Source organism: Paenibacillus residui, assembly GCF_042677205.1.
GTDB classification, from domain to species: Bacteria; Bacillota; Bacilli; order Paenibacillales; family NBRC-103111; genus Paenibacillus_L; species Paenibacillus_L residui.
In genome coordinates this window covers 53,051-77,295 of sequence record NZ_JBHTIU010000012.1, presented here as the reverse complement: position 1 = coordinate 77,295, position 24,245 = coordinate 53,051, and the positions used below count along the sequence as shown (strand labels likewise).

16 protein-coding genes are annotated in these 24,245 nt (G+C 50.9%); 15 read left to right on the top strand and 1 reads right to left on the bottom strand.

What is annotated here, in order from left to right:
• Positions 1 to 123 precede the first annotated feature (123 nt).
• Entirely contained in the window at positions 124 to 1,017 is an 894-nt protein-coding gene (locus ACFQ03_RS04355) for an ABC transporter permease (protein ID WP_144933835.1), read from the top strand.
• Positions 1,018 to 1,032: 15 nt separating this feature from the next.
• Complete coding sequence (locus ACFQ03_RS04350; RefSeq protein ID WP_379286300.1) at positions 1,033 to 1,905, top strand: carbohydrate ABC transporter permease; 873 nt, start codon at positions 1,033 to 1,035, stop codon at positions 1,903 to 1,905.
• Between the two features lie 82 nt (positions 1,906 to 1,987).
• On the opposite strand, the gene trhO is transcribed toward ACFQ03_RS04350, so the two are convergent.
• A complete protein-coding gene (trhO, locus tag ACFQ03_RS04345; RefSeq protein ID WP_144933833.1) occupies positions 1,988 to 2,890 on the bottom strand; it encodes an oxygen-dependent tRNA uridine(34) hydroxylase TrhO in 903 nt (300 codons plus the stop codon).
• A gap of 515 nt (positions 2,891 to 3,405) precedes the next feature.
• On the opposite strand from trhO, the gene ACFQ03_RS04340 reads away from it, so the two are divergent.
• From ACFQ03_RS04340 to ACFQ03_RS04280, 13 genes are all read left to right on the top strand, one after another.
• Positions 3,406 to 5,097, top strand: coding sequence for a PAS domain S-box protein (locus ACFQ03_RS04340; protein WP_379286298.1), 1,692 nt, complete (start codon positions 3,406 to 3,408; stop codon positions 5,095 to 5,097).
• Positions 5,098 to 6,700: 1,603 nt separating this feature from the next.
• Positions 6,701 to 7,471 carry an electron transfer flavoprotein subunit beta/FixA family protein gene (locus tag ACFQ03_RS04335; RefSeq protein WP_144933831.1) on the top strand — a complete coding sequence of 257 codons (771 nt, stop codon included), beginning with the start codon at positions 6,701 to 6,703 and terminating at the stop codon, positions 7,469 to 7,471.
• 11 nt (positions 7,472 to 7,482) lie between these two features.
• On the top strand, positions 7,483 to 8,457 hold the full coding sequence (locus ACFQ03_RS04330) for an electron transfer flavoprotein subunit alpha/FixB family protein (RefSeq protein ID WP_379286295.1): 975 nt from the start codon (positions 7,483 to 7,485) through the stop codon (positions 8,455 to 8,457).
• A gap of 29 nt (positions 8,458 to 8,486) precedes the next feature.
• The gene (locus ACFQ03_RS04325) at positions 8,487 to 10,172 is read left to right on the top strand and encodes a long-chain-fatty-acid--CoA ligase (protein ID WP_379286293.1); all 1,686 of its coding nucleotides are present in this window, start codon (positions 8,487 to 8,489) and stop codon (positions 10,170 to 10,172) included.
• A 415-nt stretch (positions 10,173 to 10,587) separates the two neighbouring features.
• Complete coding sequence (locus ACFQ03_RS04320; RefSeq protein ID WP_379286291.1) at positions 10,588 to 12,939, top strand: 3-hydroxyacyl-CoA dehydrogenase/enoyl-CoA hydratase family protein; 2,352 nt, start codon at positions 10,588 to 10,590, stop codon at positions 12,937 to 12,939.
• A gap of 45 nt (positions 12,940 to 12,984) precedes the next feature.
• Positions 12,985 to 14,166 (top strand): acetyl-CoA C-acyltransferase, encoded by a 1,182-nt coding sequence (locus ACFQ03_RS04315; protein ID WP_379286289.1) that lies wholly within the window; start codon positions 12,985 to 12,987, stop codon positions 14,164 to 14,166.
• Positions 14,167 to 14,277: 111 nt separating this feature from the next.
• Positions 14,278 to 16,056: an acyl-CoA dehydrogenase family protein gene (locus ACFQ03_RS04310; protein ID WP_260982009.1), complete on the top strand. Its 1,779-nt coding sequence runs from the start codon at positions 14,278 to 14,280 to the stop codon at positions 16,054 to 16,056.
• Between the two features lie 118 nt (positions 16,057 to 16,174).
• Complete coding sequence (locus tag ACFQ03_RS04305) at positions 16,175 to 16,951, top strand: TetR/AcrR family transcriptional regulator (RefSeq protein WP_260982008.1); 777 nt, start codon at positions 16,175 to 16,177, stop codon at positions 16,949 to 16,951.
• The gene (locus tag ACFQ03_RS04300; protein WP_144933826.1) at positions 16,948 to 17,361 is read left to right on the top strand and encodes a PaaI family thioesterase; all 414 of its coding nucleotides are present in this window, start codon (positions 16,948 to 16,950) and stop codon (positions 17,359 to 17,361) included. The genes ACFQ03_RS04305 and ACFQ03_RS04300 overlap by 4 nt, the downstream gene beginning before the upstream one ends.
• Positions 17,362 to 17,380: 19 nt before the next feature.
• The gene (locus tag ACFQ03_RS04295; RefSeq protein ID WP_379286455.1) at positions 17,381 to 19,522 is read left to right on the top strand and encodes a (Fe-S)-binding protein; all 2,142 of its coding nucleotides are present in this window, start codon (positions 17,381 to 17,383) and stop codon (positions 19,520 to 19,522) included.
• A gap of 1,775 nt (positions 19,523 to 21,297) precedes the next feature.
• On the top strand, positions 21,298 to 22,029 hold the full coding sequence (locus ACFQ03_RS04290; RefSeq protein WP_144933825.1) for an ATP-binding cassette domain-containing protein: 732 nt from the start codon (positions 21,298 to 21,300) through the stop codon (positions 22,027 to 22,029).
• A 109-nt stretch (positions 22,030 to 22,138) separates the two neighbouring features.
• Positions 22,139 to 23,347 carry an acyltransferase gene (locus tag ACFQ03_RS04285; protein WP_186328235.1) on the top strand — a complete coding sequence of 403 codons (1,209 nt, stop codon included), beginning with the start codon at positions 22,139 to 22,141 and terminating at the stop codon, positions 23,345 to 23,347.
• A gap of 80 nt (positions 23,348 to 23,427) precedes the next feature.
• Positions 23,428 to 24,111 (top strand): metal-dependent hydrolase, encoded by a 684-nt coding sequence (locus ACFQ03_RS04280; protein ID WP_144933823.1) that lies wholly within the window; start codon positions 23,428 to 23,430, stop codon positions 24,109 to 24,111.
• Positions 24,112 to 24,245: the final 134 nt, after the last annotated feature.

Sequence of the window (24,245 nt, the reverse complement as noted above, 5' to 3'; positions counted from 1 at the left end):
CGAAGCCTTCCAAAGGGACAATCAGGCGGCTGTGCCGTTATCTCGGGCCGGCCGCCTTCCGTACAAACGAGTCCATGCCATTGGATAAATTTATTTTCCACTGACCCTATAGGAGGTTGCGGAATGCAAAAAATAAAAGGCGATCGGATCGCCCTCCTGATTATAGCGCTGCCCGGAATATTACATTTTCTCATTTTCAAATATATCCCGCTTGCCGGTAATTGGATTGCCTTTCAGGATTACAATTTATTCAAAGGGTTTGCAGGAAGTGATTTTGTCGGCTTAAAGCATTTTATTGCGATGTTTACTTATGACGAGTTTTTCAATATATTGCGCAATACGATATTGCTGAGCTTTTACTCAATTATTTTCGGCTTCCCCGCGCCGCTCCTGCTGGCCTTGCTATTGAACGAAGTCAGGACGATGTGGTTCAAGCGTCCGGTTCAAACATTACTCTACCTGCCGCATTTTCTTTCTTGGGTTATTGTAGGGGGAATCTTCATCAATCTTCTGGACCATGGAGGGATCGTCAACCAATGGCTGGAGAGGCTGGGAGCGGGTCGCGTTGATTTTCTCGGCAATCCGCAATATTTCCGGCCGCTGATCATTACGATTTCTATCTGGAAAGAAATTGGCTGGGGAACGATCATTTATTTGGCTGCCTTATCGGGGATTAATCCCAATTTATACGAAGCCGCCATGGTGGATGGAGCCGGAAGGTGGCGGCAAATGTGGAATATTACGCTGCCGTCGTTGCTGCCTGCCATTATCATCCTGTTCTTGCTGAGAGTAGGAAGTGTTCTGGAAGCCAACGTCGAACAGGTTCTTATTTTTCTGAATCCGTTAAACCGCGAAGTGGGGGAAGTGATCGACACCTATGTTTACCGGGTAGGTCTGTTAAGTGCCCAATTCAGCTTCTCTACGGCGATTGGTTTGTTTCAATCCGTTATCGGACTCAGCCTGGTCATGTTCCTGAATCAGCTAAGCCGAAGAACGACCGGTGAAAGTATTTATTAAAGGGGGAGGAGCGCCATGAATCTGTCAAAATCGGACCGGGTTTTTCCCATCGTTAACGGGCTCTTCCTGATTATAGCCTGTTTAACAATGATCGCTCCGTTAATCCATCTGGCTGCGATTTCTTTGAGCTCGCCGGTCTATGCCAATGCCAAACTCGTTTATTTATGGCCGAAGGGCTTTAATTTGTCCGTTTATGAACAAATTTTCGGCATGGATACGCTGTGGCGCGCATTGGGAATCAGTATTTATATGTGCTTGATGGGGACTCTCATTTTTTTGCTGTTGACCACCAGTCTGTCTTATTCGCTATCCCGGTCCATTATGCCCGGCCGCAAATGGATTCTGAAGTTCATCCTTGTTACGTTCGTATTCACCTCGCCGTTGATCCCTAACTATTTATTGATTAAATCGTTGGGAATGGAGAATACTTTATGGGCCTTGATCATTCCCGGGGCGCTCAACGCTTTTTCGGTCATCATTATGAAGACCTTCCTGCAAGGGATTTCCTCCGAATTGTTCGATGCGGCCAAGATGGACGGCTGCAGCGAATATGGAATTTATGCGCGGATTGCCATTCCGCTCTCCAAGCCGGTGATCGCAACCTTGTCGCTGTTTTACGTAGTCGGAATGTGGAACTCATATTTCGGCGCCTTGATCTACATCCGAAGCAAAGAGCTGTACCCGCTTCAGCTTGTGCTGCGCAGCCTAATTCTGGAGCAGGATATGGGAGGGGCCGCACCCGCAGCGGTGGAGGTAGCTATGGAAGCGACCCCGGAAATGATGAAGGCGGGTGTCATCTTATTTACGACTATACCGATACTGGTAGTGTACCCCTTCCTGCAAAAATACTTCGTTAAAGGGGCATTGCTGGGCTCGTTAAAAGAATGAGGGACAACGTGAAAAGGCATCCGAACAATCGATCAGATGCCTTTTCTCTATATTGATGGTATGACGGGAAATGAAAGGATAATCAAGATTCGCAGCGGCTCCATTCCTTCTCTTCGCATTCCTTGGAGCAGAACCCGTGATGAAGCTCTTCACATTCCTCGCAGCATATATGCTGCAGATGACAAAAATCATTGGCGCAGTTAATGTAACGGTCTTCCGGTTTGCCGCAGTGGTGGCAGCGCCCGATCACAACATCCTCAGGCGTGTTATTGATACGGACGGAGATTCGCTCATCGAAGACGTAGCATTTCCCATCAAACAGCCGGCCCTGCACTTGAGGATCCTTGCCGTAAGTCACAATTCCGCCATCCAGTTGGGAAACGTCCTGAAACCCTTCCTCAATCATGAATGCGGTAAGCTTCTCACAGCGAATTCCCCCTGTACAATAGGTGATGATCGGCTTGTCTTTATGCTGCGCAAGATTGTTGCGGATCCATTCCGGGAATTCGCGGAACGATTCCACATCCGGGCGAATGGCATTACGGAAATGACCGATATCGTATTCATAATTATTTCGTCCGTCGAGGACAATGACATCTTCCTTCTGCAGCATCTCGTAAAACTTGGCCGGTGATAAACGTTTTCCGCCGATTTGGTTAGGATCGAGGTTTTTGTCCAGACGGAAGGTAACGAGCTCTTTTTTGGGACGGACAAATATTTTTTTGAAGGCATGTCCTTCCGCTTCATCGATTTTAAACACCATGTCTTTAAATAGAGGATGATTATGCATATCCTGCATATATTTCTCGGTTTGGGCAATGGTTCCCGAGACGGTCCCGTTAATGCCTTCTTCCGCTACCAAAATTCTTCCTTTGACCCCTAATTCCTTGCAATACTGAAGATGGTCTGCGGCAAATTGCTCATAATCGGGAATGTTTACGTATTTATAATATAGCAGGATACGATAGGATAGATCCTTGCTCATCAATAAGCACCACCTTGTTTTAAATGTAAAGAAAGTAACCCAAACATTGTATTATACACTTATTATTGTAGTCAAGTAAATAGATTTTTTCGTCTCTGCTTATGAAAACTCCGATAAAGGCATTAATTGTGAAAAATGTTGGAGAATGTTGGAAAGCAGTCTTGCTTCTTACAGGTATCATCACTAAACTAGTATAAGATGATCAGTCTTGTATACAAGTATACCTGTTAAAGGGTCTTAAACATGATTGAATTTTATTCATACTTGGAATACCATATGGTGAGATCACGCTATGCGGAACAACCATGATAGAACCCAAACCATTCATATACTTTCTGTAGATACCGTCTTCTGAAGGATTAGGCCGGCATGCAAGAAGATAGAAAACGAGCTTAAAGGCAGTTAAGCCAATAAGAATCTTTTTACGTATTAAAGCTGTAAAGAAGATTAACTTCGTATGTAGTAATATTCCGTTATTGGAATGACTTGGATTCCATTAGTTCGGAGGAATAGCATTGAGTGAAGATTGTGTAAAAGATATTATAGACGATCAAGAGGCGGCGGAACATAAGCTGGATGTAGATGACCGACCCTCAATATGGTCGTTCAGCGGCGGCTTTCGCCATATATTCTACCATTCCAATATCGGAATGGGACTTGTCGACTTGTCCGGCAAATGGCTCGCCATTAATTCTCCTTTAAGCACCTTATTAGGAGAGAGTGAACACAAGCTCGTTTCGTCGAGGATACAGGAGCATTTTCAGCCGGATACCTGGCCGATCATCCAGAACCGTCTATTCGATCTGTATAACGGAAAAACAGACAGTGCAAAGCTGGAGCTGGTATGGATGCTTATGAACGGAAAGCAAGTTCGAATATCTATGCACCTGTCCGTGATGAAGAATACAGCTTCCGAACCTGAAATATATTTATTCCAGTTTATTCCCGATTCTAAGGAATACAGTGCTTGTATACAAGAAGAGGCAGACCTCAGAACCCCTTCTGTACAACCTATAGAGAAAGTCAAGATTGCCTTTCCTTCTCAAGAGACCAATAGCTCGGAGCATAGGAGAGTGGCCTTCCTGCGAGGCGGCAGGCCCCATCGCAATTCCTCCCGTATGCGGTTAATTCACCCACGAGAACTGCGTTCCCAGGAGTTATCGGACATTCCCGAGCGGGACATAGCGCTCTACCATAAGCTGGTGGAGAAGGCGCAAGTAGGCGTATATTTGTATCAGAACGGACAATTGATCTATATTAATCCCCATTTTGCAAAAATGTTCGGTTATCCGAGGAAGGAACTGTTGGGGCGCGATTTGAAGGAGTTTATGTATCCTGCGGATCACTTGAAATTAGACAAGGTAACGGAATGGGAAGAGAACATGCATTTCCAGTGTCGCGGGACAAGGTACGGGGGCTCCATTTTGGAATTGGAGGGCCATGGAGCTTGTATTATGTTTCGGGGAAAGCCCGCCTGGATAGGTACTGTGGTGGATATTACCGAACGCAAGAAAAACGAAGAGCGCCTGAGAAAATCGGAAAGGCTATCGGTTGCCGGACAACTGGCCGCCGGCGTTGCTCATGAAATTCGAAACCCGCTCACTTCTCTTAAGGGCTTCCTGCATTTAATGCGCACCAAGAATAGCGATAATCAAATGTATCTTGATATCATGCAGTCTGAAATCGAGAAAATAAATTTCATAGTTAATGAATTTCTGCTCCTGGCCAAACCGCATTCCGTTCAGTTTAAACGGAGGAAAATTTACGATTTAATCTGGAAGGCCGTGGACCGCTTGAAGCCGCAGGCGATTCATAACAAGGTCAGAATGATGACGGAGATTGAGCCGAACCTTCCTCCGATCCACTGTGAGGCGGAGCAGTTGATCCAAGCCTTCGTGAATATAATGATGAACGGAATCGAGGCAATGCCTAACGGAGGAACATTGGAAGTTTCCGTCTGCTTAAGCAGTCCGGATCGGATATCCATCCAGTTTAAAGACGATGGTCCCGGCATTCCGGAAGAGAGGCTGGATAAGCTGGGCGAGCCTTATTATTTGCCATCGGAGAAAGGATCTGGCTTCGGCCTGATGTTGAGCTACAAAATTATTGAAGCGCATAACGGGACTGTCAATGTTTATAGCGAAATTGACGAAGGGACGGTCGTTGAAGTATCCTTGCCCGTCCAGGCTCGAGCGGTTGCCGAATAACCGGCATGCTCGCATCGGGTCGGTTCATAAACAAAACACGCGAGGCAGCGGGAGATCGTTGCGTTAAGTTTGTGTTTGTACCGAGTACATAAGATATTCGCGGAAATTTTATATTGGATGGCTTCTTAAAGTGTGCTGATAATAAGGATTGGGTCATAATAGTAGTAGAAGATATTGAATGTATAAGGGAAATATGGAGAAATTAGTGAAATTGCAACCATCACAATAAGGGACAGAAGGAATCATTTACGTCATACCGTTCGTTTATTCGGACGGTATTTATTTTTTCTCAGCAGGATTTCGGATTTCTCGATCCCAGCTCCTTTTATACACATACCTTTGGACTGTTATCCCATTGAATCCAGGATCTATCTGGGAAGAGTAGCATTGAAGTAGCCAAAGGAAGGATTTCACTTTCGATGCTCGCTCATTTGTCTCTATAGTGAGGGCCTTGGACTGTTATCCCGTTGAATCAGGAATCCGTTTGGGAAAGAGTAACATTGAGAGTAACCTAGAAAGATATTACTCCTGATGTTCGAGCATTTATTCCTTTGTCGGTTCCTTGGACTGTTATCCCCTTGACTCAGAATGCTTCTATGAAAAGATTCCATCAGACTCCTCTTTTCATTTTATTGAACAGGCACGAATCGTCTCTCCTTAAAAATATGTATCCCTCCTCGAGATCCGAATTACCCTCCAGAAAACTGAAACAGCGCCCTCAGAAATTCGATTTTCCTCCCACAGGTCCGAAACATCCGACCTAACACCTAGCCACCATAAAATCGCATCACACCCCCACAACAAATCGGAGGCACCCCTCCATAGAAATTTTCTGAACGAAAGGGATAATAGTCAAAAGTACGCAGACAGAGAGATGCGGCTCGATATGAATAAGTCTGAGCAAAGGGGATAACAGCCAAAAGGACGCTGAAAGAGAGATAGGGCCCGATACGAAAGAGAGCTGAGCGAAGGGGATAACGGTCAAAAGGACGCTGAAAGAGAGATAGAGCCCAATATGAAAAAGACTGAGCGAAGGGGATAACAGCCGAAAGGACGCTGAAAGAGAGATAGGGCCCGATACGAAAGAGAGCTGAGTGGAGGGGATAACAGCCAAAAGGACACTGAAAGAGATAAGAGCCGGCACAAAAAGATCGAACGCAGCTTTGCCTGGTGTAAAATCCGTAACCAACCCCGAATCAATTTCAAGCACTGAACTTATCCAAATAACCCCAGGAACCCATCCATCCGCCTCAGTCACCTCAGCGAAGACCAACAATCCACTAAAATCCGAACATCGAAAAACCAATAGTCATCAGAAACAAGCGGACAAATCATCAATAAGTGATCTATCAAAAACTCCCCAACTCCAAACTCCAAACTCCAAACTCCAAACTCCAAACTCCAAACTCCAAACCATCTCCTTAAAACGAATCATCAGATTAGTTTGCGCCATCACTTTGTCTTGAAAAGTGGCCGACGATGTCGGAGATTAGCGGAATGTCGGGCAAGCTGTCGCCCATAGGATTAAAGGGGGACCCTGAAGAGCAGCCGGCTCAAGCGGTTATTGGGCAAAAACAAGTTTGCAAAAGGGGAAGGAGGAGCTATGAAAACGGTCGTCTGCATCAAACAAACGTTTGACACGGAAGAGAAGATAACGCTGGACAACGGGGCCGTGTCGGAAGAGGGAGTGAAATTTGTCATCAATCCTTATGACGAATATGCACTGGAAGAGGCGATCCGTCTGAAGGAGCAGTTCGGAGGAGAGGTGATCGCGGTCAGTCTCGGGCCTGACCGTGTAGAGGCCGCGCTGCGCACCGCTTTGGCGGTCGGAGCTGACCGGGCAGTTCATATCCGCGAAGAACTGAACGGTAATGACGAATACACATCTGCACGGAAGCTGGCGGCAGTCATCAAGTCCATGGAGTACGACATGATCCTCTGCGGACAAATGGCGATCGATTCCGGGGCTTCGCAAGGGGGACCGAGACTGGCGGAAGAGCTGGGAATTGCTCATATAGCTACAGCGGTAAAGCTTAGGTTAGAAGACGGCAAGGCAGTGGTGGAAAGGGATGTCGAAGGGGATATTGAGGTGGTTGAAGCTTCCCTGCCTCTCCTGATCACAGCCCAGCAAGGATTGAATGAGCCTAGATATCCGTCTCTTCCTGGAATTATGAAAGCCAAGAAAAAACCAATAGACGTTATTGAGGCGGAAGAGCTTGGATTGGCTAAAGAGGAAGCGGAGCCCAAGACTCATAGGGTCGAACAAAGGCTTCCCCCGGAGAAGCCCCCTGGCCGTATTCTGCAAGGGACAGCGGAGGAGCAGGTACGGCAATTGGCCGATCTTCTGCGGAACGAAGCCAAAGTGATTGGATAAGGAGGTATGGAATGGAACGATCGGTTCTTGTTCTTGCCGAAGTCAAGGATGGGAAGCTTCGTAATGTGACCTTCGAAGCGCTGACGGCCGCGCGGCGGTTGTCGGAAGGAGGCCGGATCAGCGCCGCTTTGTTCGGGCAGGGTCATCAGCCGCTGGCGGCTGAGCTGGCCATGCATGGCGCGGACCAGGTGTACTTGGCGGAGCATGCCGAATTAGACCGGTACACCCCGGACGGCTATACCCAAGCGTTGACGCAGTTGATCGTTCACGATGATCCGGATGTCATTCTGCTGCCGCATACCGCGATCGGTAAAGATTTGGCGCCTCGAGCCGCAGCGCGAATGGGCTGTGGGCTGATCAGCGACTGCACGGGCCTTGAATGGAAGGACGGAGAACCCGTATTCATACGGCCAATCTATGCGGGTAAAGCGTTCGAAAGCCGGAGATTTGCCGCGGGGAAATGGTTTGTCACGATTCGCCCCAACAATATTCCGGTGGAGGAGCACCAGAGCTCCCACGGCTGCCGGGAAATTCCTTTTGCCGTGGATATTAAAGATTTGCGGACCGTCGTCAAGGAAGTAATCTCCAAATCGTTGGCGGGGGTTGACCTGAGCGAAGCCAAGATTGTGATCTCCGGCGGAAGAGGCGTCAAAAGCGCCGAAGGCTTCGAACCGCTCCAAGAATTGGCCGATGTGCTGGGAGCTGCCGTCGGGGCATCACGCGGTGCTTGCGATGCGGGGTATTGCGATTATTCATTGCAAATCGGGCAAACCGGGAAAGTGATCACCCCGGACCTCTATATCGCTTGCGGGATATCCGGAGCCATCCAGCATTTGGCGGGAATGTCCAATTCCAAGGTGATCGTCGCGATCAACAAGGACCCGGAAGCGCCTATCTTTCAAGTTGCAGACTACGGAATTGTCGGCGACCTATTCGAAATCGTGCCTCTTCTGACCGAGCGCTTTAGAGAAATGCTGGCAACGTAAAGTGATTAACCGGAGGCAGGTGGTTAAACATGACGAACCGACCGTGGCTATCTTCTTATGAACCGGAAGTACAGCAGCGGCTCGATTATCCGTCCGTCGCTTTAACCGATTTTTTACTGGAGGCAGCCGAACATTATCCGAACCATGAGGCTGTGCTGTTCATGGGCAAGAAGCTGTCTTACCGTAAGCTTCTCGATTCCGCTTACCGTTTTGCCAATGCGATGATCCATCTCGGGATTCGGAGGGGAGACCGGGTAGCCTTGATGCTTCCCAATGTTCCCCAGTACGTCATTGGTTACTACGGGATATTGTTTGCGGGGGGCACGGTAGTTCAGACGAATCCTTTGTACACTGAACGGGAACTGGTACGGCATCTGACGGATTCCGGGGCCAAGACGATTGTCTGTCTGGATTTGGTTTATCCGAGAGTGAAGAAGGCTTCGCAATCGGTAAATTTGAATAACATCATCGTAACCGGAATACAGGATTATTTGCCTTTTCCGAAAAATATGCTGTATCCCCTGGTGCAAAAAAAGCAAGGAGCCGGCAGACGGCTTGACCCGGAAACGGAGAACATTCGGATGTTCAAGCAATTGATGGCGCGCTCCTCCCCGAAGCCGGTCAGGACAGAGGTCGACTTGTCCGAGGATGTAGCCGTTCTCCAGTATACAGGAGGAACGACGGGAACGGCCAAAGGGGCGATGCTGACACACGAAAATCTGGTCGCTAATGTTATCCAGTGCGCATCCTGGATTCACCGTATCCGCAAAGGTCAGGAAACGATACTGACGGCGGTGCCTTTGTTCCATGTATACGGGATGACTACTTGTATGAATTTGGGGATATATCTGGCGGCCAGAATGCTGCTGGTTCCCAAATTTGAAGCCGGCATGCTGCTGAAGCTGATTGATAAAGAAAAGCCTACTTTGTTTCCCGGAGCACCTACCATGTACGTCGGTATTATTCATCATCCTCAATTAAGTCGCTATAATCTTTCCTCTATCGAATGCTGCATCAGCGGATCTGCGCCTCTGCCGCTGCAGGTTCAGCAAACCTTCGAGCAATTGACCGGCGGAAGGCTCGTGGAGGGCTACGGGTTGACGGAAGCATCGCCCGTTACTCACGCGAACCCGATATGGGGGAGGAGAGTGCAGGGCAGCATCGGTATTCCATGGCCGGATACCGAAGCGGTTATCATGCTGGATAACGGAGAGCCCGCCGAGCCCGGTGAGATTGGTGAGCTGCTGGTCAAGGGACCGCAGGTCATGAAAGGGTACTGGAACCAACCGGAAGAAACGGCATCCGTCCTCAAGGACGGCTGGCTTGCAACCGGTGATATGGGCTACATGGATAAGGACGGTTATTTCTATATTGTCGATCGCAAGAAGGAAATGATCAATGCGAGCGGCCTTAAGGTTTATCCGCGGGAAATTGAGGAGGTCTTATACCAGCATCCTGCGGTCCAGGAGGCGGCCGTCATTGGGATTCCTGATGAATACCGGGGAGAGACGGTGAAGGCGTTCGTCGTTCTGCGTCAAGGTCAGCAGGCGACGGAGCAGCAATTGGAGCAATTTTGCAGAGAACGGTTAGCCTCGTACAAAGTCCCCCGTGTCTATGAATATCGCACGGAGCTGCCGAAGACGCTCGTAGGCAAAGTACTGCGCAGGGCATTGGCCGAAGAGGAAAGAAACCTCCGGGACAGTCGGACCGAGTAACTGAATCGAGGCATTGCTTGGCCGTTGGTATTTGATTAAGGAAAAATAGGCACAGCGTGCTTCCGTGCTGTTATTTTACTCCACACGGGTAACAGCGAGCCGGAGGAAGCTACCATAAAGCAGAAACCTTCGGCATAGCTGTATAAAGGAAACGGGTTAGTCCGGAACGGGTTAGTCCTGGATCAAAGCCCTGGATTCCTTTGAGAGTTGTCAAGGCTCACATGAGGAGCGTTCCGGGGCAGTCGATGAAGGTGGGGTTCTTCCGTCTCGCCTTGGGATTATTATACTGACCGGTCAAAGTATAACGTTAAAGAAGGCTAAAGAGGGAGAGAAACCTGCGCAGTCTGTCGTTGCTTATGTGTAGACATGGAATGATCTTACTTTCAATATTCGGATAAAGGAGGTTAAGTTACCGATGGAGCGGACCTTGCAAAAGGCGGTTGTGCTAGGTTCTGGGGTGATGGGCGCGGCTATAGCGGCTCATTTGGCCAATGCGGGCCTGTCTGTCACTATGCTGGACCGCAAAATAGGGGGGCAGCGGCTGGCCCAAACGGCTCTGGAGCAGCTCCCACGGCAGAAGCCCAGCCCGCTGTATTCGAAACGCGTCCTGGAACGGATCCGGGCGGGAAGCTTCGAGGAGGATTTGACCGCTGTCGGAGAGGCGGATTGGGTGATCGAGGCGATCGTGGAGCAATTGGAGGCCAAGCAAGAGCTCCTCGCGGAGGTGGAGAAGCATTGGAAAACCGGGACGATCGTCAGCAGCAACACCTCCGGGATTTCCATAGCGGCCATGTCCCGACAGACAGGGGAGAGCTTCCGGCGTTATTTTATGGGAACGCATTTCTTCAATCCCCCCCGTTATATGAAGCTGGTGGAGTTAATTCCTACGGAGGAGACCGATCCCGAAGCCGTGGCGGCGGTAAAGAGATTCTGCGAGAGCCGGCTGGGCAAGAGAGTGGTCCTTGCTAAGGATACGCCGAATTTCATCGCGAATCGGATCGGAACCTACGGGCTTCTGGTAACCATGCACGAAATGGCGAAGCACGGCTTGTCCGTATCGGCGGTTGACGCCCTCACCGGTCCGGTGCTGGGCCGGCCGAAAAGCGCTACGTTCCGCACACTGGACATGGTGGGTCTGGACACGTTCGTTCATGTGGCAAACAATGTCCACCGTCAGGCAAGCGACCCGGAGGAAAAGGCTGCCTTCGAGGTCCCTGCCGTAATGAAGGAAATGCTGCAGAACGGACAAATCGGCGAGAAAGCCGGTCGCGGCTTCTATCAAGTGGTCCGCACGGGCGGGGAGAAGGTTATTGAACAATGGGACGCGGCTTCCGGGTCTTATATTGCAAGGGACAAAGCGCGCTTTCCCTCCTTGGAAGCCGCGCGCAATGCCAAAACCTTGAAGGAAAAGCTGCGTGTTCTGACGGAGGCCGGGGACCCGGGAGGGCGCTTCGTCTGGACGGTCATGAAAAAGGTGCTGCTCTATTCGGCTTATAAACTTCCGGAAATTGCCGACGACCCTCTGGCCGTAGATGAGGCAATGAAATGGGGGTTCAACTGGGAGCTGGGACCGTTCGAGACCTGGGACGCCCTTGGAGTGGAGCGGACGGCCAAACGAATGAAGGACGAAGGGGACACTTTGCCGTCCTGGATAGAGGATATGCTGGCCGCAGGCAGAACCTCCTTCTACGAGAAAAAGGAGGGGCGCACTTTCTATTTCCTCCCCGTCGGCCAGGCCAAAGAGCTTTACCGGCGGCCGGAGTTCCTGTCTCTGCGTTCGTTGAAAGAACGGCAGGGGGCTGTCCTGATGAGCAATGCGGGCGCCAGCTTGATCGATCTGGGAGATGATGTGGCCTGCTTGGAATTCCACTCTCCGAACAATGCCGTCGGCCCGGATATTTTGCAAATGCTGTTTCGTTCGCTGGAGGAGGTGCGGAGCCATTATCGCGGGCTGGTTATCGCGAACGAAGGCAGGCATTTCTGCGTGGGGGCCAACCTCATGCTGCTGCTTATGGAAGCGCAGGACGACAACTGGCTGGAGATCGATCGGATGATCCGTCAATTTCAGGAAGCTTCCATGGCTATTAAATATTTCGAGAAGCCGATCGTTTCCGCCCCATTCGGCATGACGCTGGGAGGCGGGGTCGAGCTGGCCATTCCGGCGGCCGTCGTTCAAGCCTCCGCCGAAACGTATATGGGACTGGTTGAAACCGGGGTCGGATTGATTCCGGCGGGCGGCGGGACGAAGGAGCTGCTTATGCGTTTTACCCGGAACGTCGATTACGACGGCAAGGTCGACCTGCAGCCCTTCGTCAACCGCGCATTCGAAACGATAGGCATGGCCAAGGTTTCGACCAGCGCTCAGGAAGCCAAGGAGCTGGGGTATTTGCGAACGACGGATCGCATTTCGCTGAATCGGGACTCCCAGCTATACGACGCGAAACGGATGGTCATCGCCCTCTCCGATGCCGGATATTCCCCTCCGGAAAGAGAGAGCTGCCGGGTCGTAGGGGAGCCGGGCAGAGCCGTTCTCCAGATGGCTCTGTATCAGATGAGAGGCGGGGGACATATCACCGAGCATGACGAGCTGATCGGACGCAAGCTGGCCCATGTGTTAACCGGGGGCCAGAGGCCGGCCAATGCGGTCGTGTCGGAGCAGGCTTTGCTCGACCTGGAGCGGGAGGCTTTCCTCAGCTTATGCGGGGAACCCAAGAGCCAGGCGAGGATGCAGCACATGCTGCTTAAAGGCAAACCGTTAAGAAATTAAACGAAGGCCTGCGTCCGGCAGGCCGAACGGACAGGAGGCCAAACGATGAAGGAAGCAGTCATTGTAACCGCCGTCCGGACGGCGGTAGGCAAGGCGCATAAAGGGTCTCTCCGGCAGTTTCGGCCGGAGGATCTGGGAGCGGCCGCCGTTCAGGAGGCGGTCAAGCGGACACCGGGCATCTCGGGAGCCGATGTGGAGGATGTTATCCTCGGCTGTGCCATGCCCGAGGGGGAGCAGGGGCTCAATCTCGGGCGGATCGTGGCGATCCGGGCCGGACTGCCTGACGGAGTCCCGGGACAGACCGTGAACCGGTTCTGCGCCTCCGGGCTCCAGTCGATCGCCTCGGCGGCGGAGAGGATCATGTGCGGCTTCGCGGATGTGATGGTGGCCGGCGGGGTCGAGAGCATGAGTCATGTGCCGATGAGCGGCTACAAGCCAATGCCCAATCCGCATCTGGTGGAGCATCGGCCGGAAATGTACATGTCGATGGGACACACCGCCGAGGAAGTGGCGGCCCGGTACGGCGTCACCCGCGAAGAGCAGGACCGCTTCGCCGTATCCAGCCACCGCAAAGCGGCCGCCGCGATCGCAGCCGGCAAATTCCGGGACGAGATTGTCCCGGTGACGGTCGAGGAGGCGATCGTGGACGAAAGCGGTGAGCCTGCACGGCGCAGATTCGTGTTCGCCGAGGATGAGGGCGTGCGGCCGGACACGTCGCCGGAAGCGCTCGCCAAGCTGAAGCCGGCTTTCCGCCTCGGCGGAACGGTGACGGCCGGCAACACGTCGCAAATGAGCGATGGGGCCGCGGCCGTAGTCGTCATGTCCGGCGAGAAGGCGGCGCAGCTTGGCTTGCGGCCGCTGGCTGTGCTCCGCTCCTTCGCCGTCGCGGGAGTGGCGCCGGAGGTCATGGGCATCGGGCCGGTAGCGGCCATCCCCAAGGCGCTCCGCCTCGCCGGCTTGACCGCGGGGCAGATCGATCTGTACGAAATTAACGAAGCATTCGCCTCGCAGTGTCTATATGTCATCCGGGAACTGGGGATAGACGAGGCGAAGGTAAATGTTAATGGAGGAGCGATCGCGCTCGGCCACCCGCTGGGCTGCACGGGAACCAAGCTGACGACAACTCTTCTTCATGAAGGAAGGAGAAGAAGAAGCCGTTACGGAATCGTCAGCATGTGCGTCGGCGGAGGAATGGGTGCGGCGGGAGTGTTTGAATTTATCCATTAACCTGACAAATAGCCATCATCTTCACCAGTCACTGGTGCCGTCTTGGCGGCCATGGGGGATAAGGGCTAATTGAAAATCCAGTTTCCCAGGGAAGAAGGGAGAGGAAGCGGTTTGAGTAAGCTGGCTAATCGCGGCGGAGGATTTTTGCTAGCCTCGCCGGATGTGGACGATGTATTCACCCCGGAGGATTTTACCGAGGAACAGAAAATGATCGCCGAACTGACGGAAGATTTCGTTGAAGGGGAAGTGGTCCCGCACGAAGAACAGATCGAACGGCAGGATTTAAACCTGACGGTGCAATTGCTGAAGAAGGCCGGCGGGCTGGGATTGCTGGCGGCAGACGTACCGGAGGAGTACGGGGGGACCGATCTGGATAAAATCAGCTCGACGCTGATTACAGAGAAGCTGGTCAGGGGAGGCTCTTTCGCTCTGTCGCATGGGGCGCATGTCGGAATCGGCAGCCTGCCGATCATCTTGTTCGGAAGCGAGGAACAGAAGCAGCGTTACCTCCCGGCGCTGGCAAGCGGAGAGAAGCTGGCCGCTTATTGCCTGACGGAGGCTTCCTCGGGTTCGGATGCACTTGGTGCGAAGACGACAGCCGTATTGAGCGAAGACGGTAAGCATTATGTGATGAACGGTTCCAAGCAGTTCATTACCAATGCAGGCTTCGCCGACGTGTTTATCGTATATGCCAAGATCGATGGGGATAAGTTCACCGCATTTATCGTTGAGAGGGATTATCCGGGCGTATCGACCGGACCGGAAGAACAGAAAATGGGGATTAAGGGCTCCTCGACCCGGCCGCTTATTCTGGAGGATGTCCCCGTGCCGGTCGACAACGTGCTTGGAGAGATTGGCCGCGGGCATGTGATCGCCTTCAACATTCTTAACATAGGCCGGTATAAGCTGGCTGCCGGTTGTCTCGGGTCCGCCAAGTGGGCCATCCGTCTGGCGGTGGATTATGCCAAACAGCGGAAGCAGTTCGGCAAGGCGTTGGCAGAGTTCCCTTTGATTCGCAAAAAACTCGCCGATATGGCTATCCGCACATTCGTTATGGAAAGCATGGTCTATCGCACCGGGGGATTGATGGATGCCAGTATGAGCAAGCTTGACAAAGCGGCGCCGGATTACAGCCGGAAGGCGGCCAAGGCGATCGAGGAATATGCCATCGAATGCTCGATCAACAAAGTATTTGCTTCCGAGGCGCTCGATTATGCCGCGGATGAAGGAGTTCAAATTCATGGAGGATACGGCTATATTCAGGAATATAAAATTGAACAAATTTATAGGGATTCGCGAATTAACCGGATTTTTGAGGGGACGAATGAAATCAACCGCCTGCTTATCCCTGCTGCCCTTCTGCGCAAAGCGTTAAAAGGAGAGCTCCCCCTGATGGATGTTACTCAGCAACTACAGCAGGAGCTGATCACTTATATTCCGCAGATGATGATGGAGGAGGAACCGCTCGCGCGCGAGTCGGCGATGATAGAAGCGGCCAAGAAGATTTTTCTGATGGTGGGCGGCTCCGCCGTAGAGAAGTACAGATTCGAGCTGGAGCAGGAGCAGGAAATCGTAGAGTGTTTGGCCGACGTCATCATTGAAGTTTTTGCGATGGAGTCCGCCGTACTGCGCGCCAGAAAAACAATGGGCCGCAACGGGCCGGATCAAGCGGTTAACCAAGCGGAAATGGCATCGGTGTACGTTCATGAAGCCTTCGCGCGGATCGAGTCCCGGGCGAGAACGGCGATTCTTGCTATGGAAGAGGGAGACCGTCAGCAGGTCCAAATATCGATTCTCAAGAAGCTGAGCCGCTGGGCTCCGCTGGATGCGATTGGAACGAAGAGAAGGATCGCTTCCCGAATTCTGGCTTCCGGGGGATATACCACGTAGTGTGACGAAAATCTTCGTAAACGAAGCGGAATTAATCCCTGAGGTTCGGTATATAGTGAGGCAGCGTTCATCCTGGGGATAAGGGTGCATCGGGGGCAATCGGGAAGGAGGGCTGTGAATGGCTCTGCAAGATCTGGAGGACGTGCAGAATACGGCGTCCGGACAACAAGCCGGAGTGAACGGGAGAGCCGGTAAGCCCGGGAAAGGTTCTTCGGATGGGGTGATAAACCGGAATAACGGAACGCCCCAGTCCGCGCAAAGAGGGAAAGATATGGATACCCGGACGAAAAAGGAAAGAATTTGCGAAGGAGCGCTGACGGCTTTCGCCCATCAGGAATTCAGCGAGACAACGATGGATTCCATCGCCGAGCTGGCAGGAGTGTCCAAGGGAACGCTGTACTACTACTTTCCAACGAAAGAGGAATTGTTCTTATATGTCGTAGAGAGAGGGATCGAACGGCTGCTCGGTCAGATCCAGCCGGTAATCCGCAGTGGGATTTCCCGCGAAGAGATGCTGGTTAAGCTGCTGAAGGTGCATTTGAAATTTTTTGACCGGGAGCAGTCGCTGTGCCAACTGCTTATGAGTAAGTCATGGGGGACCAAGTCGCTTCATCAGGATATCCAAAAGCGAATTTGCGGTTATTTCCGCACTATGGAGCAATTCTTTGAACAGCTTCAGCGGGAAGGCTGGATTGACCCGGCAATCAGCATCCCTACTTTAACTAGCGCCCTGTTCGGAATGGTCGGATTTACCGCGCTGAGAAGAATCGAAATGGGACTGGATGTGTATACGCAGGAAACGAAGCTAAGCTTGATCGCTTTATGCCGGGGAGCGCTTAGGGCAGAGGGAATCTCTCCCCGGACCAACCACATAACGATGGAGGACCTGAGATGAACGAGCCGTTGGACTGGGAAGCTTTGGCCCGGAAGCTCGAACAGGACGTGCAAGGAACGTTCTGGGAAGATCTGGGGGCGAAGCTGGTAAGCTTCGCGGATGGCAAGGTGGTCATCTCTTTGGAAGCCTGCGACAGACATATGAACCATATCGGGATTTTGCATGGAGGGGTCCATGCTTCTCTGCTGGACAACGTCATGGGTTTGGCGGCAATGCTCGCCAAGCCCAATGACAGAATCGTAACGACCAATCTGAACGTTCATTATGTCGCACCGCTTAAGAAAGGGATGAATTATGCAGTAGGGGAAGTGCTGCATCTTTCCCGCAAAATCGTTACAACTCAAGCCAGCTTGTACAGTGAGGAAGGAGTGATCGGTTCGTTCGGTACCGGATCCTACCGATTGATTTAGGGGAAGGCGGGTGAAACCTGTGACCGGATGGGCATGGCTTCATTGGATCGGTTTTGTCGTGGCAGTTGGTTATGCAGTGTTCCTGTTTTCTCATGTAATGTACAGTCGTTATTTATTTATCCGGTTAGGAAGAGAGGAGACGGAGGAAGCCCGAACCGGGGAACGCTTTCGCGAGCTTGCGGTTCAGATGCTTGGGCATAGGACTTTGATGAAGGACAGGCGCAGCGGCTGGATGCATTTCGTCATGTTCTACGGATTTATCGTTCTTCAATTCGGTGCGCTCGATCTGCTGATTAGGGGACTTGCGCCGGAGCATCATCTGCCGCTTGGCCGCGGCTATCGCTATTTTGTACTGCTGCAGGAAATAACGATTGTGCTTATCTTGTTGGCGGTGGGTTATGCGTTCTACCGCCGATATATTGAAAAATTAAAAAGGCTGAAGCGGGGCTGGAAGCCGGCTGTCGTTCTGCTCTTTATTACCGGCCTTATGCTGTCGCTGCTGCTGACGGAAAGCATGCGGGCAATCTGGAAGGGGGAGCCGTTCTCCGTCTATAGTCCTGTATCTTCCACGATCGCCGCATGGACGGGTGGAATCGGACCGGGCGCGGCGGAGCTGCTGTTTTATTTATTCTGGTGGCTTCATCTCCTGATATTGTTGGCCTTTCTTGTCTATGTGCCGCAATCCAAGCATGCTCACTTGCTGTTTGCTCCGTTTAATCTATTCTGGAGAACGCAGGGGCCGCCGGGCAAGCTCAAGCCGATTGATCTGGAGGACGAGACCGCCGAGGAATTCGGAGTAGGTCGTATTGAGCGGTTTACCCGCAATCAACTGCTTGATTTATATTCCTGCGTGGAGTGCGGACGCTGCACGAATGTATGCCCGGCCTCCACTACCGGCAAAATGTTATCTCCAATGGAATTGATCGTGAAGCTGCGCGATCATCTGACCGTCCGTGGAGCAGCAATCACGTCACGCACCCCCTGGATGCCCGCTTTCGCCTTTGCGAATTCGGAAGCGAATCGTGTCGCCCTTTCGTCTCGTTCCATGGCAGAGGCTGGCAGCCGCACCGGCGCCGGATCGGGAAGGATGAAGGCTGCAGAAATGGTGAAGGCGGAGTCAGATTCGGAGGTTAACCTGATAGGGGATGTCATTACCGAAGAGGAGCTGTGGGCCTGCACAACCTGCCGGAACTGCGAGGACCAGTGTCCCGTCGCCAACGAGCATGTGAGGATGATTATGGATATGCGTCGTTATCTGGCGCTGACCGAAGGCAAGCTTCCTTCCGAAGCGGGGCGGACGTTGAACAACATTGAGCGTCAAGGCAATCCGTGGGGCATCCATCGGCGTGAACGGAGCGGCTGGATGAGCGGCTTGGTCGACGGGGACCACGCTCCTTCTATTGAGGAGGCCGGTGAATTCGATTATTTATTTTTCGTCGGCTCTATGGGCTCTTATGATAAAAGAAGCATGAAGATTACCCGGTCGATGATCCGGATTATGAACGAAGCCGGAATATCATTCGCTGTCTTAGGGAACGAAGAGGGAAATTCCGGAGATACCGCCAGGCGGCTCGGGAATGAGTATTTATTCCAGGAGCTGGCTCGCAGCAATATCGAATTGTTCCATCAGTATAAGGTCAAGAAGATCATCACGATCGATCCGCATGCGTACCATTCATTCAAGAACGAATATCCTGATTTTGGCTTGTCTCCCCGAATAGAGGTTTATCATCATACAGAGATTCTTGCGCTTTGGATCCAAGAGGGAAGGATCGTGCCGACGCAGTCATTAGAGGAAAGAGTGACATACCATGATTCATGCTATTTGGGAAGATATAACGGCGTTTATGATGCGCCTCGTATCGTTTTGTCGGCAATTCCAGGCGTGAAGCTGGTAGAAATGGAACGGAGCGGAAATAACAGCATGTGCTGCGGCGCCGGGGGCGGCCTGATGTGGCTGGAGGAGAGGGAAGGAACAAGAGTTAATGTCGAGAGGACAAAACAGGCTGCGGCAGTTCAACCAACAGTAATCGCAAGTGCCTGCCCTTATTGCTTGACAATGCTTGGCGACGGGACGAAGGCGCTGGGCAAGGAGGATGAAATGGCCACCTATGATATTGCCGAGCTGCTGGCTATGTCGATCGGTAAATCTTACAGTTAATAATGCTGAAGCTCCGCGTAAGGTGCCACTCAGATCTAGGTGCCATGACGGTGGCCGATCAGCACTGTGAATAATGATTTTACTACAGCTTTATGGATTCAGAAGGAGTCTGAAATTTGTTTATCATTTTCCGTAATACAGGCTCATTTGATTTGGAAGCTCCTACAGCATGCAGCTCAACCATTCTTTTGACCATTATCCTGTTGACTCAGACATGGCAGCTCAATCGGTTTTTTGCTCGTTATCCCAACAGCCCAGATAAGCGGCTCAATCAACCTTCTGACCGTTATCCCAACAGCTCAGCTACTCTGCTCAAACAGCCTTTTGACCGTTACCCCAACAGCTCAGATACGCGACTCGACACACTTTTGTCCGTTATCCCAATGACTCAGATACGCAGCTCAATCAGCCTTCTGACCGTTATCCCAATAGCTCAGATACGCGACTCGACCACACTTTTGTCCGTTATCCCAATGACTCAGAACTGTAATTTTCCCATTAGCTCATAAAGTCTACTGCAGCGCCTGGTACATCTCAACTTGGTTAGAAAAAGTAGGAATTATTGATTAAAAAACAAAAGACTTACCAATTTAGAGGAACATTGAGGTTTCCTGAAGTGAAAGGATATCGGTTCCAATTTGAATGAACGAAGTGTTATAAGGCAAGGAAGTGTCAGTAGGCCAACCGATTATATGGGATAGAGGTTGAAAGCAGGTAGGGGTACTCCTCCTGAACAGAGGGGATAACAGTCAGAGGCAGAGTGAGAGCAGTCCAACGAATCAAGCCCGGCAAAACGAACAGTTGAAGAATCAAGGAGCGGTGCAGCTTCCTGAACAGAGGGGATAACAGTCAGAGGCAGGGGAAGAGTAGACCAACAAATCAAGTGAGCTAAGTGGAGTGTTTGAAAATTAGGAAGTGGGTACAGTTCCTGAACAAAGGGGATAACAGTCAAAGGCAAGTAGAGGTGGCAATCATCGAATGAAATGTGCTAAAAGGGAACAGCCGAAAATTGAGAAACTGGTACGTTTCCTGAACAGAGGGGATAACAGTCAGAGGCAGGGGAGAGTAGATCAACAAATCAAGTGAGCTAAGTGGAGTGTTTGAAAATTAGGAAGTGGGTACGGTTCCTGAACAAAGGGGATAACAGTCCAAGAGATGTGAAGACAGCCATTCCAACTGAATCTGCGCGTTAGCAGTATAATGGAGGCTGATAGCGAAAGAAAAGGGAAGTGCTGGCTGAGCGGATTTTGGAAGGGACGGGTTGGGTTCGTTCGCCCGTTCCTTCAGTTTGTTGGAACCGAGTAAGTTAGATCTCGAGGAGCAGCCCTAAAAGTGCAGGTTTGCTAAATCGGACGCTGGAGTATTAACGTAGAGTATTTAACTTATGTAGAATGCTTCCCGAGTGTTGTGTTATGACTACTTTGTTACGATTGTCATACGATTGTTGCTGCGGCTCTAGGATTATGGGCCGGTTAATGGTAAAATTTCTATGAAACCGAACGGTCCTGTCTCCATGGCAAAAATCCTTCCATACTTTCGGCGAAGGGTAGGAGGTATCAAAACTTTCTACGGAGGTGTAAGAGGTATCAAAACTTTCTACGGAGAGTAAGAGGTATCGAAACTTTCCACGGAGGGTAAGAGGTATCAAAACTTTCTACAGAGAGTAGAGGTATCAAAACTTTCGACGAAGGGTAAAAGGTATCAAAGAGCTGACAGGAGATGATAGCAGGTACGCCATACTTATACACGAATATAGAGAGAAAAGGAGCTCGCGAATGATCATCGTACGCAATCTTACCAAACGATTTGAATCCGGGCACGAAGTGCTTTCCAAGATAAGCTTTCAAGCGGACAAGGGGGATTTCATCGCCATCCTTGGAGGAAGCGGCAGCGGTAAAACGACCTTGCTCCGTTGTTTGTCCTTGCAGGAATCCTGGAGCGAAGGGCAGTACATCTATGAAGGCAGCGACATTACGGAATTGAACTTTGTCGAGAAAATGAAGATGCGGCGTAAATGGGCCATGATTGAGGAAAAACCTTATTTGAATCTGAATTCGACGGCCATCCAGAATGTCTTGAGCGGCCGCTATAAAAATACGTCTGTCTTCCGGTTTCTAACAAGAATTGCAGCCAAGGACGACCATCTCGAGGCTATGGATTTATTGGAGCATGTGGGACTGCTGGATAAGGCCAGGGAGAAGACATCCAAACTAAGCGGAGGAGAGAGACAGAGGATCGCCATTGCACAGGCACTCGTCCAGGGGACCGAGATTTTATTCGCTGACGAGCCGGTCACGGGCTTGCCGCCTGAATCCGCTAACCGGGTGATGGAAGATTTGAGGAACATCAGCCGCAAGAAGCAGGTGACGATCATCTGTACGCTTCACAATGTGGAATTGGCTGAACGGTTCGCCAGCAGAATCTGGGGGCTTGCGAGCGGCAAAATTGTGCTCGACATTGCGGCCAGGAAGCTGACCTTGCGGGAGAAAGACATCATTTTTAAATAATCATCGGGTCAAGAAGGCTTAGCCGCCGATTTGCGGTATTGTATTCATTAATGAAAGGCTTATCAAGCAACAGGCACTCTTGAACCGCAGCAAAGGGGGAGTGGCCGGTTTGGGTCACCTAAGAACGAGTCAGAAGGAGCAAATCCATGTCATCTACATCGTTCGAGCGTTGGCCATTCTAGGAGTAATACTCGTACATGTCTCATCCCTTCCGATTGGAGAAATCATTGATAAACAATCATTCATGTATCAATTCTTCAATTTCATTAATGTATTTAACCGATTTGGGACAACGACATTTATTTTTCTAAGCGCCTTCGTTCTTTTTTACAGTTATTATGATCGCAAGATGGATAAGAAGCTGATCGCCACCTTTTATAAGCGAAGATTATTATACATACTTGTACCTTACCTGATTTGCTCGATTTATTATTATACGATCCAGATGTACTATTCTTATGGGGAAGATTGGAATCAGTTTTTTCAGAATGTATCGCTGGCCGATTTTTGGTCTGCTCTGGTGATGGGGAAAGCGTTTTACCATCTGTATTTTATTTTCATAAGCATTCAATTTTATTTATTGTTTCCGTTCTTCCTTTGGCTTCTGCAGCGGATTAAGCTTCTGGCCAAGCATTTGATCTGGATCGGTCTGGTGCTTCAATGGATCTTTGTTCTGCTGGATTATTTCTATTGGAATTATGCGGATAAATCGTTTCTGGCGACGAGCTATATGTCCAATTATTTGCTCGGGGCATTCTTCGGAATACATTATCATGCCATTAAAGGCTGGATAGAAGTAACTTGGAAAAAGCTGTTAAGCCGGCAGGCCTTCTATTGGATTCCATTATGGATAGTATGGGCGGGCGCGAGCTTAAGCCATGTGTACTTGTGGTATCGGACCAGGGCTTACGATGTTTTTGCCCATGGACTGGTATACGAAGGTCTATGGTTCTTACATAGCTATACATCCGGGTTAATCCTGCTTCAGCTCTCGGCCGGGCTCTATCGTTTACTAAGCCCTTTCTGGACAACTGTTCTGTATCGGCTTGGCATGGCCTCCTTTGGAATCTATATCATTCATGCGGGGATTTTGTTCTATTATTCCCTGCTTCCCGCCAGCTATAATCCGAAATTATACTACGCTTATGTGGCCGGCGGATTTGCGGTTACTCTCGGAGCATCCTGGGGAGTTGTGGCGCTGGCGCAGAAGTATATGAAGCATTCCTGGGTATTGTTCGGTGCTTTACCCAAGGGCAAACCGGTTATTCCTGGAAGGACGGCGCCGGTTCATGGACATTCGCGTACTGAGGCTGGCTAGCGGCAGATAATTTGAGTTTGCCCCCGTCTTTAATTAGAATGGTAGAAGGAATGAATTTGGATGGAAAGAGGAGGATAACAATGAAAATCACGTTTTACGGGCATTCGTGTCTGCTGGCGGAACATGAAGGAACTCGGGTTATTATCGATCCCTTCATATCGGGGAATCCCGCTTCGGGGATCCGTCCTGCCGACCTTCGCGTAGATGCCGTATTGCTGACGCATGGACATGATGATCATTTTGGCGATTCTCTGGAAATTGCCAAAGCGAATGATTGTCCCATTGTTGCCAACTTCGAGCTGGCAAGCTACTGCGAGCAGAAAGGAGCCAAGGTTCATGCGATGAACACTGGCGGTTCTTATTCATTCGACGGTTTCAGGGTCAAGTTTACATTGGCCTTCCATGGCTCTTCCCTGCGGGAAGGCGACAGCTTCCTGTATGCCGGACAGCCCGCGGGAATTCTGCTGACGATGGGGGACAAAACGCTGTACCATGCCGGAGATACCGCTTTGTTCGGGGACATGAAGCTGATAGGGGAATTAAACCGGATCGATGCGGCCGCGCTTCCGATAGGCGACAATTTCACGATGGGTCCGGAAGATGCGGTCCTTGCTGCACAATGGGTTCGGGCCAAGAAGGTCATCCCGCTGCATTACAACACGTTCCCGGTTATCGCTCAGGATCCCGACCGCTTCGTTGACATGCTGAAAGAGGTCGGAATCGAAGGGAAAGCGTTAGGTATCGGCGAAAGCCTCGAGATCTAGAAGCTAGATCATCTTCGAATGGCTCACAATATTATGCTGAAATTTTGGATTATCAATTTTTGAATGGGAAGGGAGTGCTTCCCGATTCAATAGCGCCTCCTGTCCACTATGTGGATAAGGAGGTTTTTTATGCT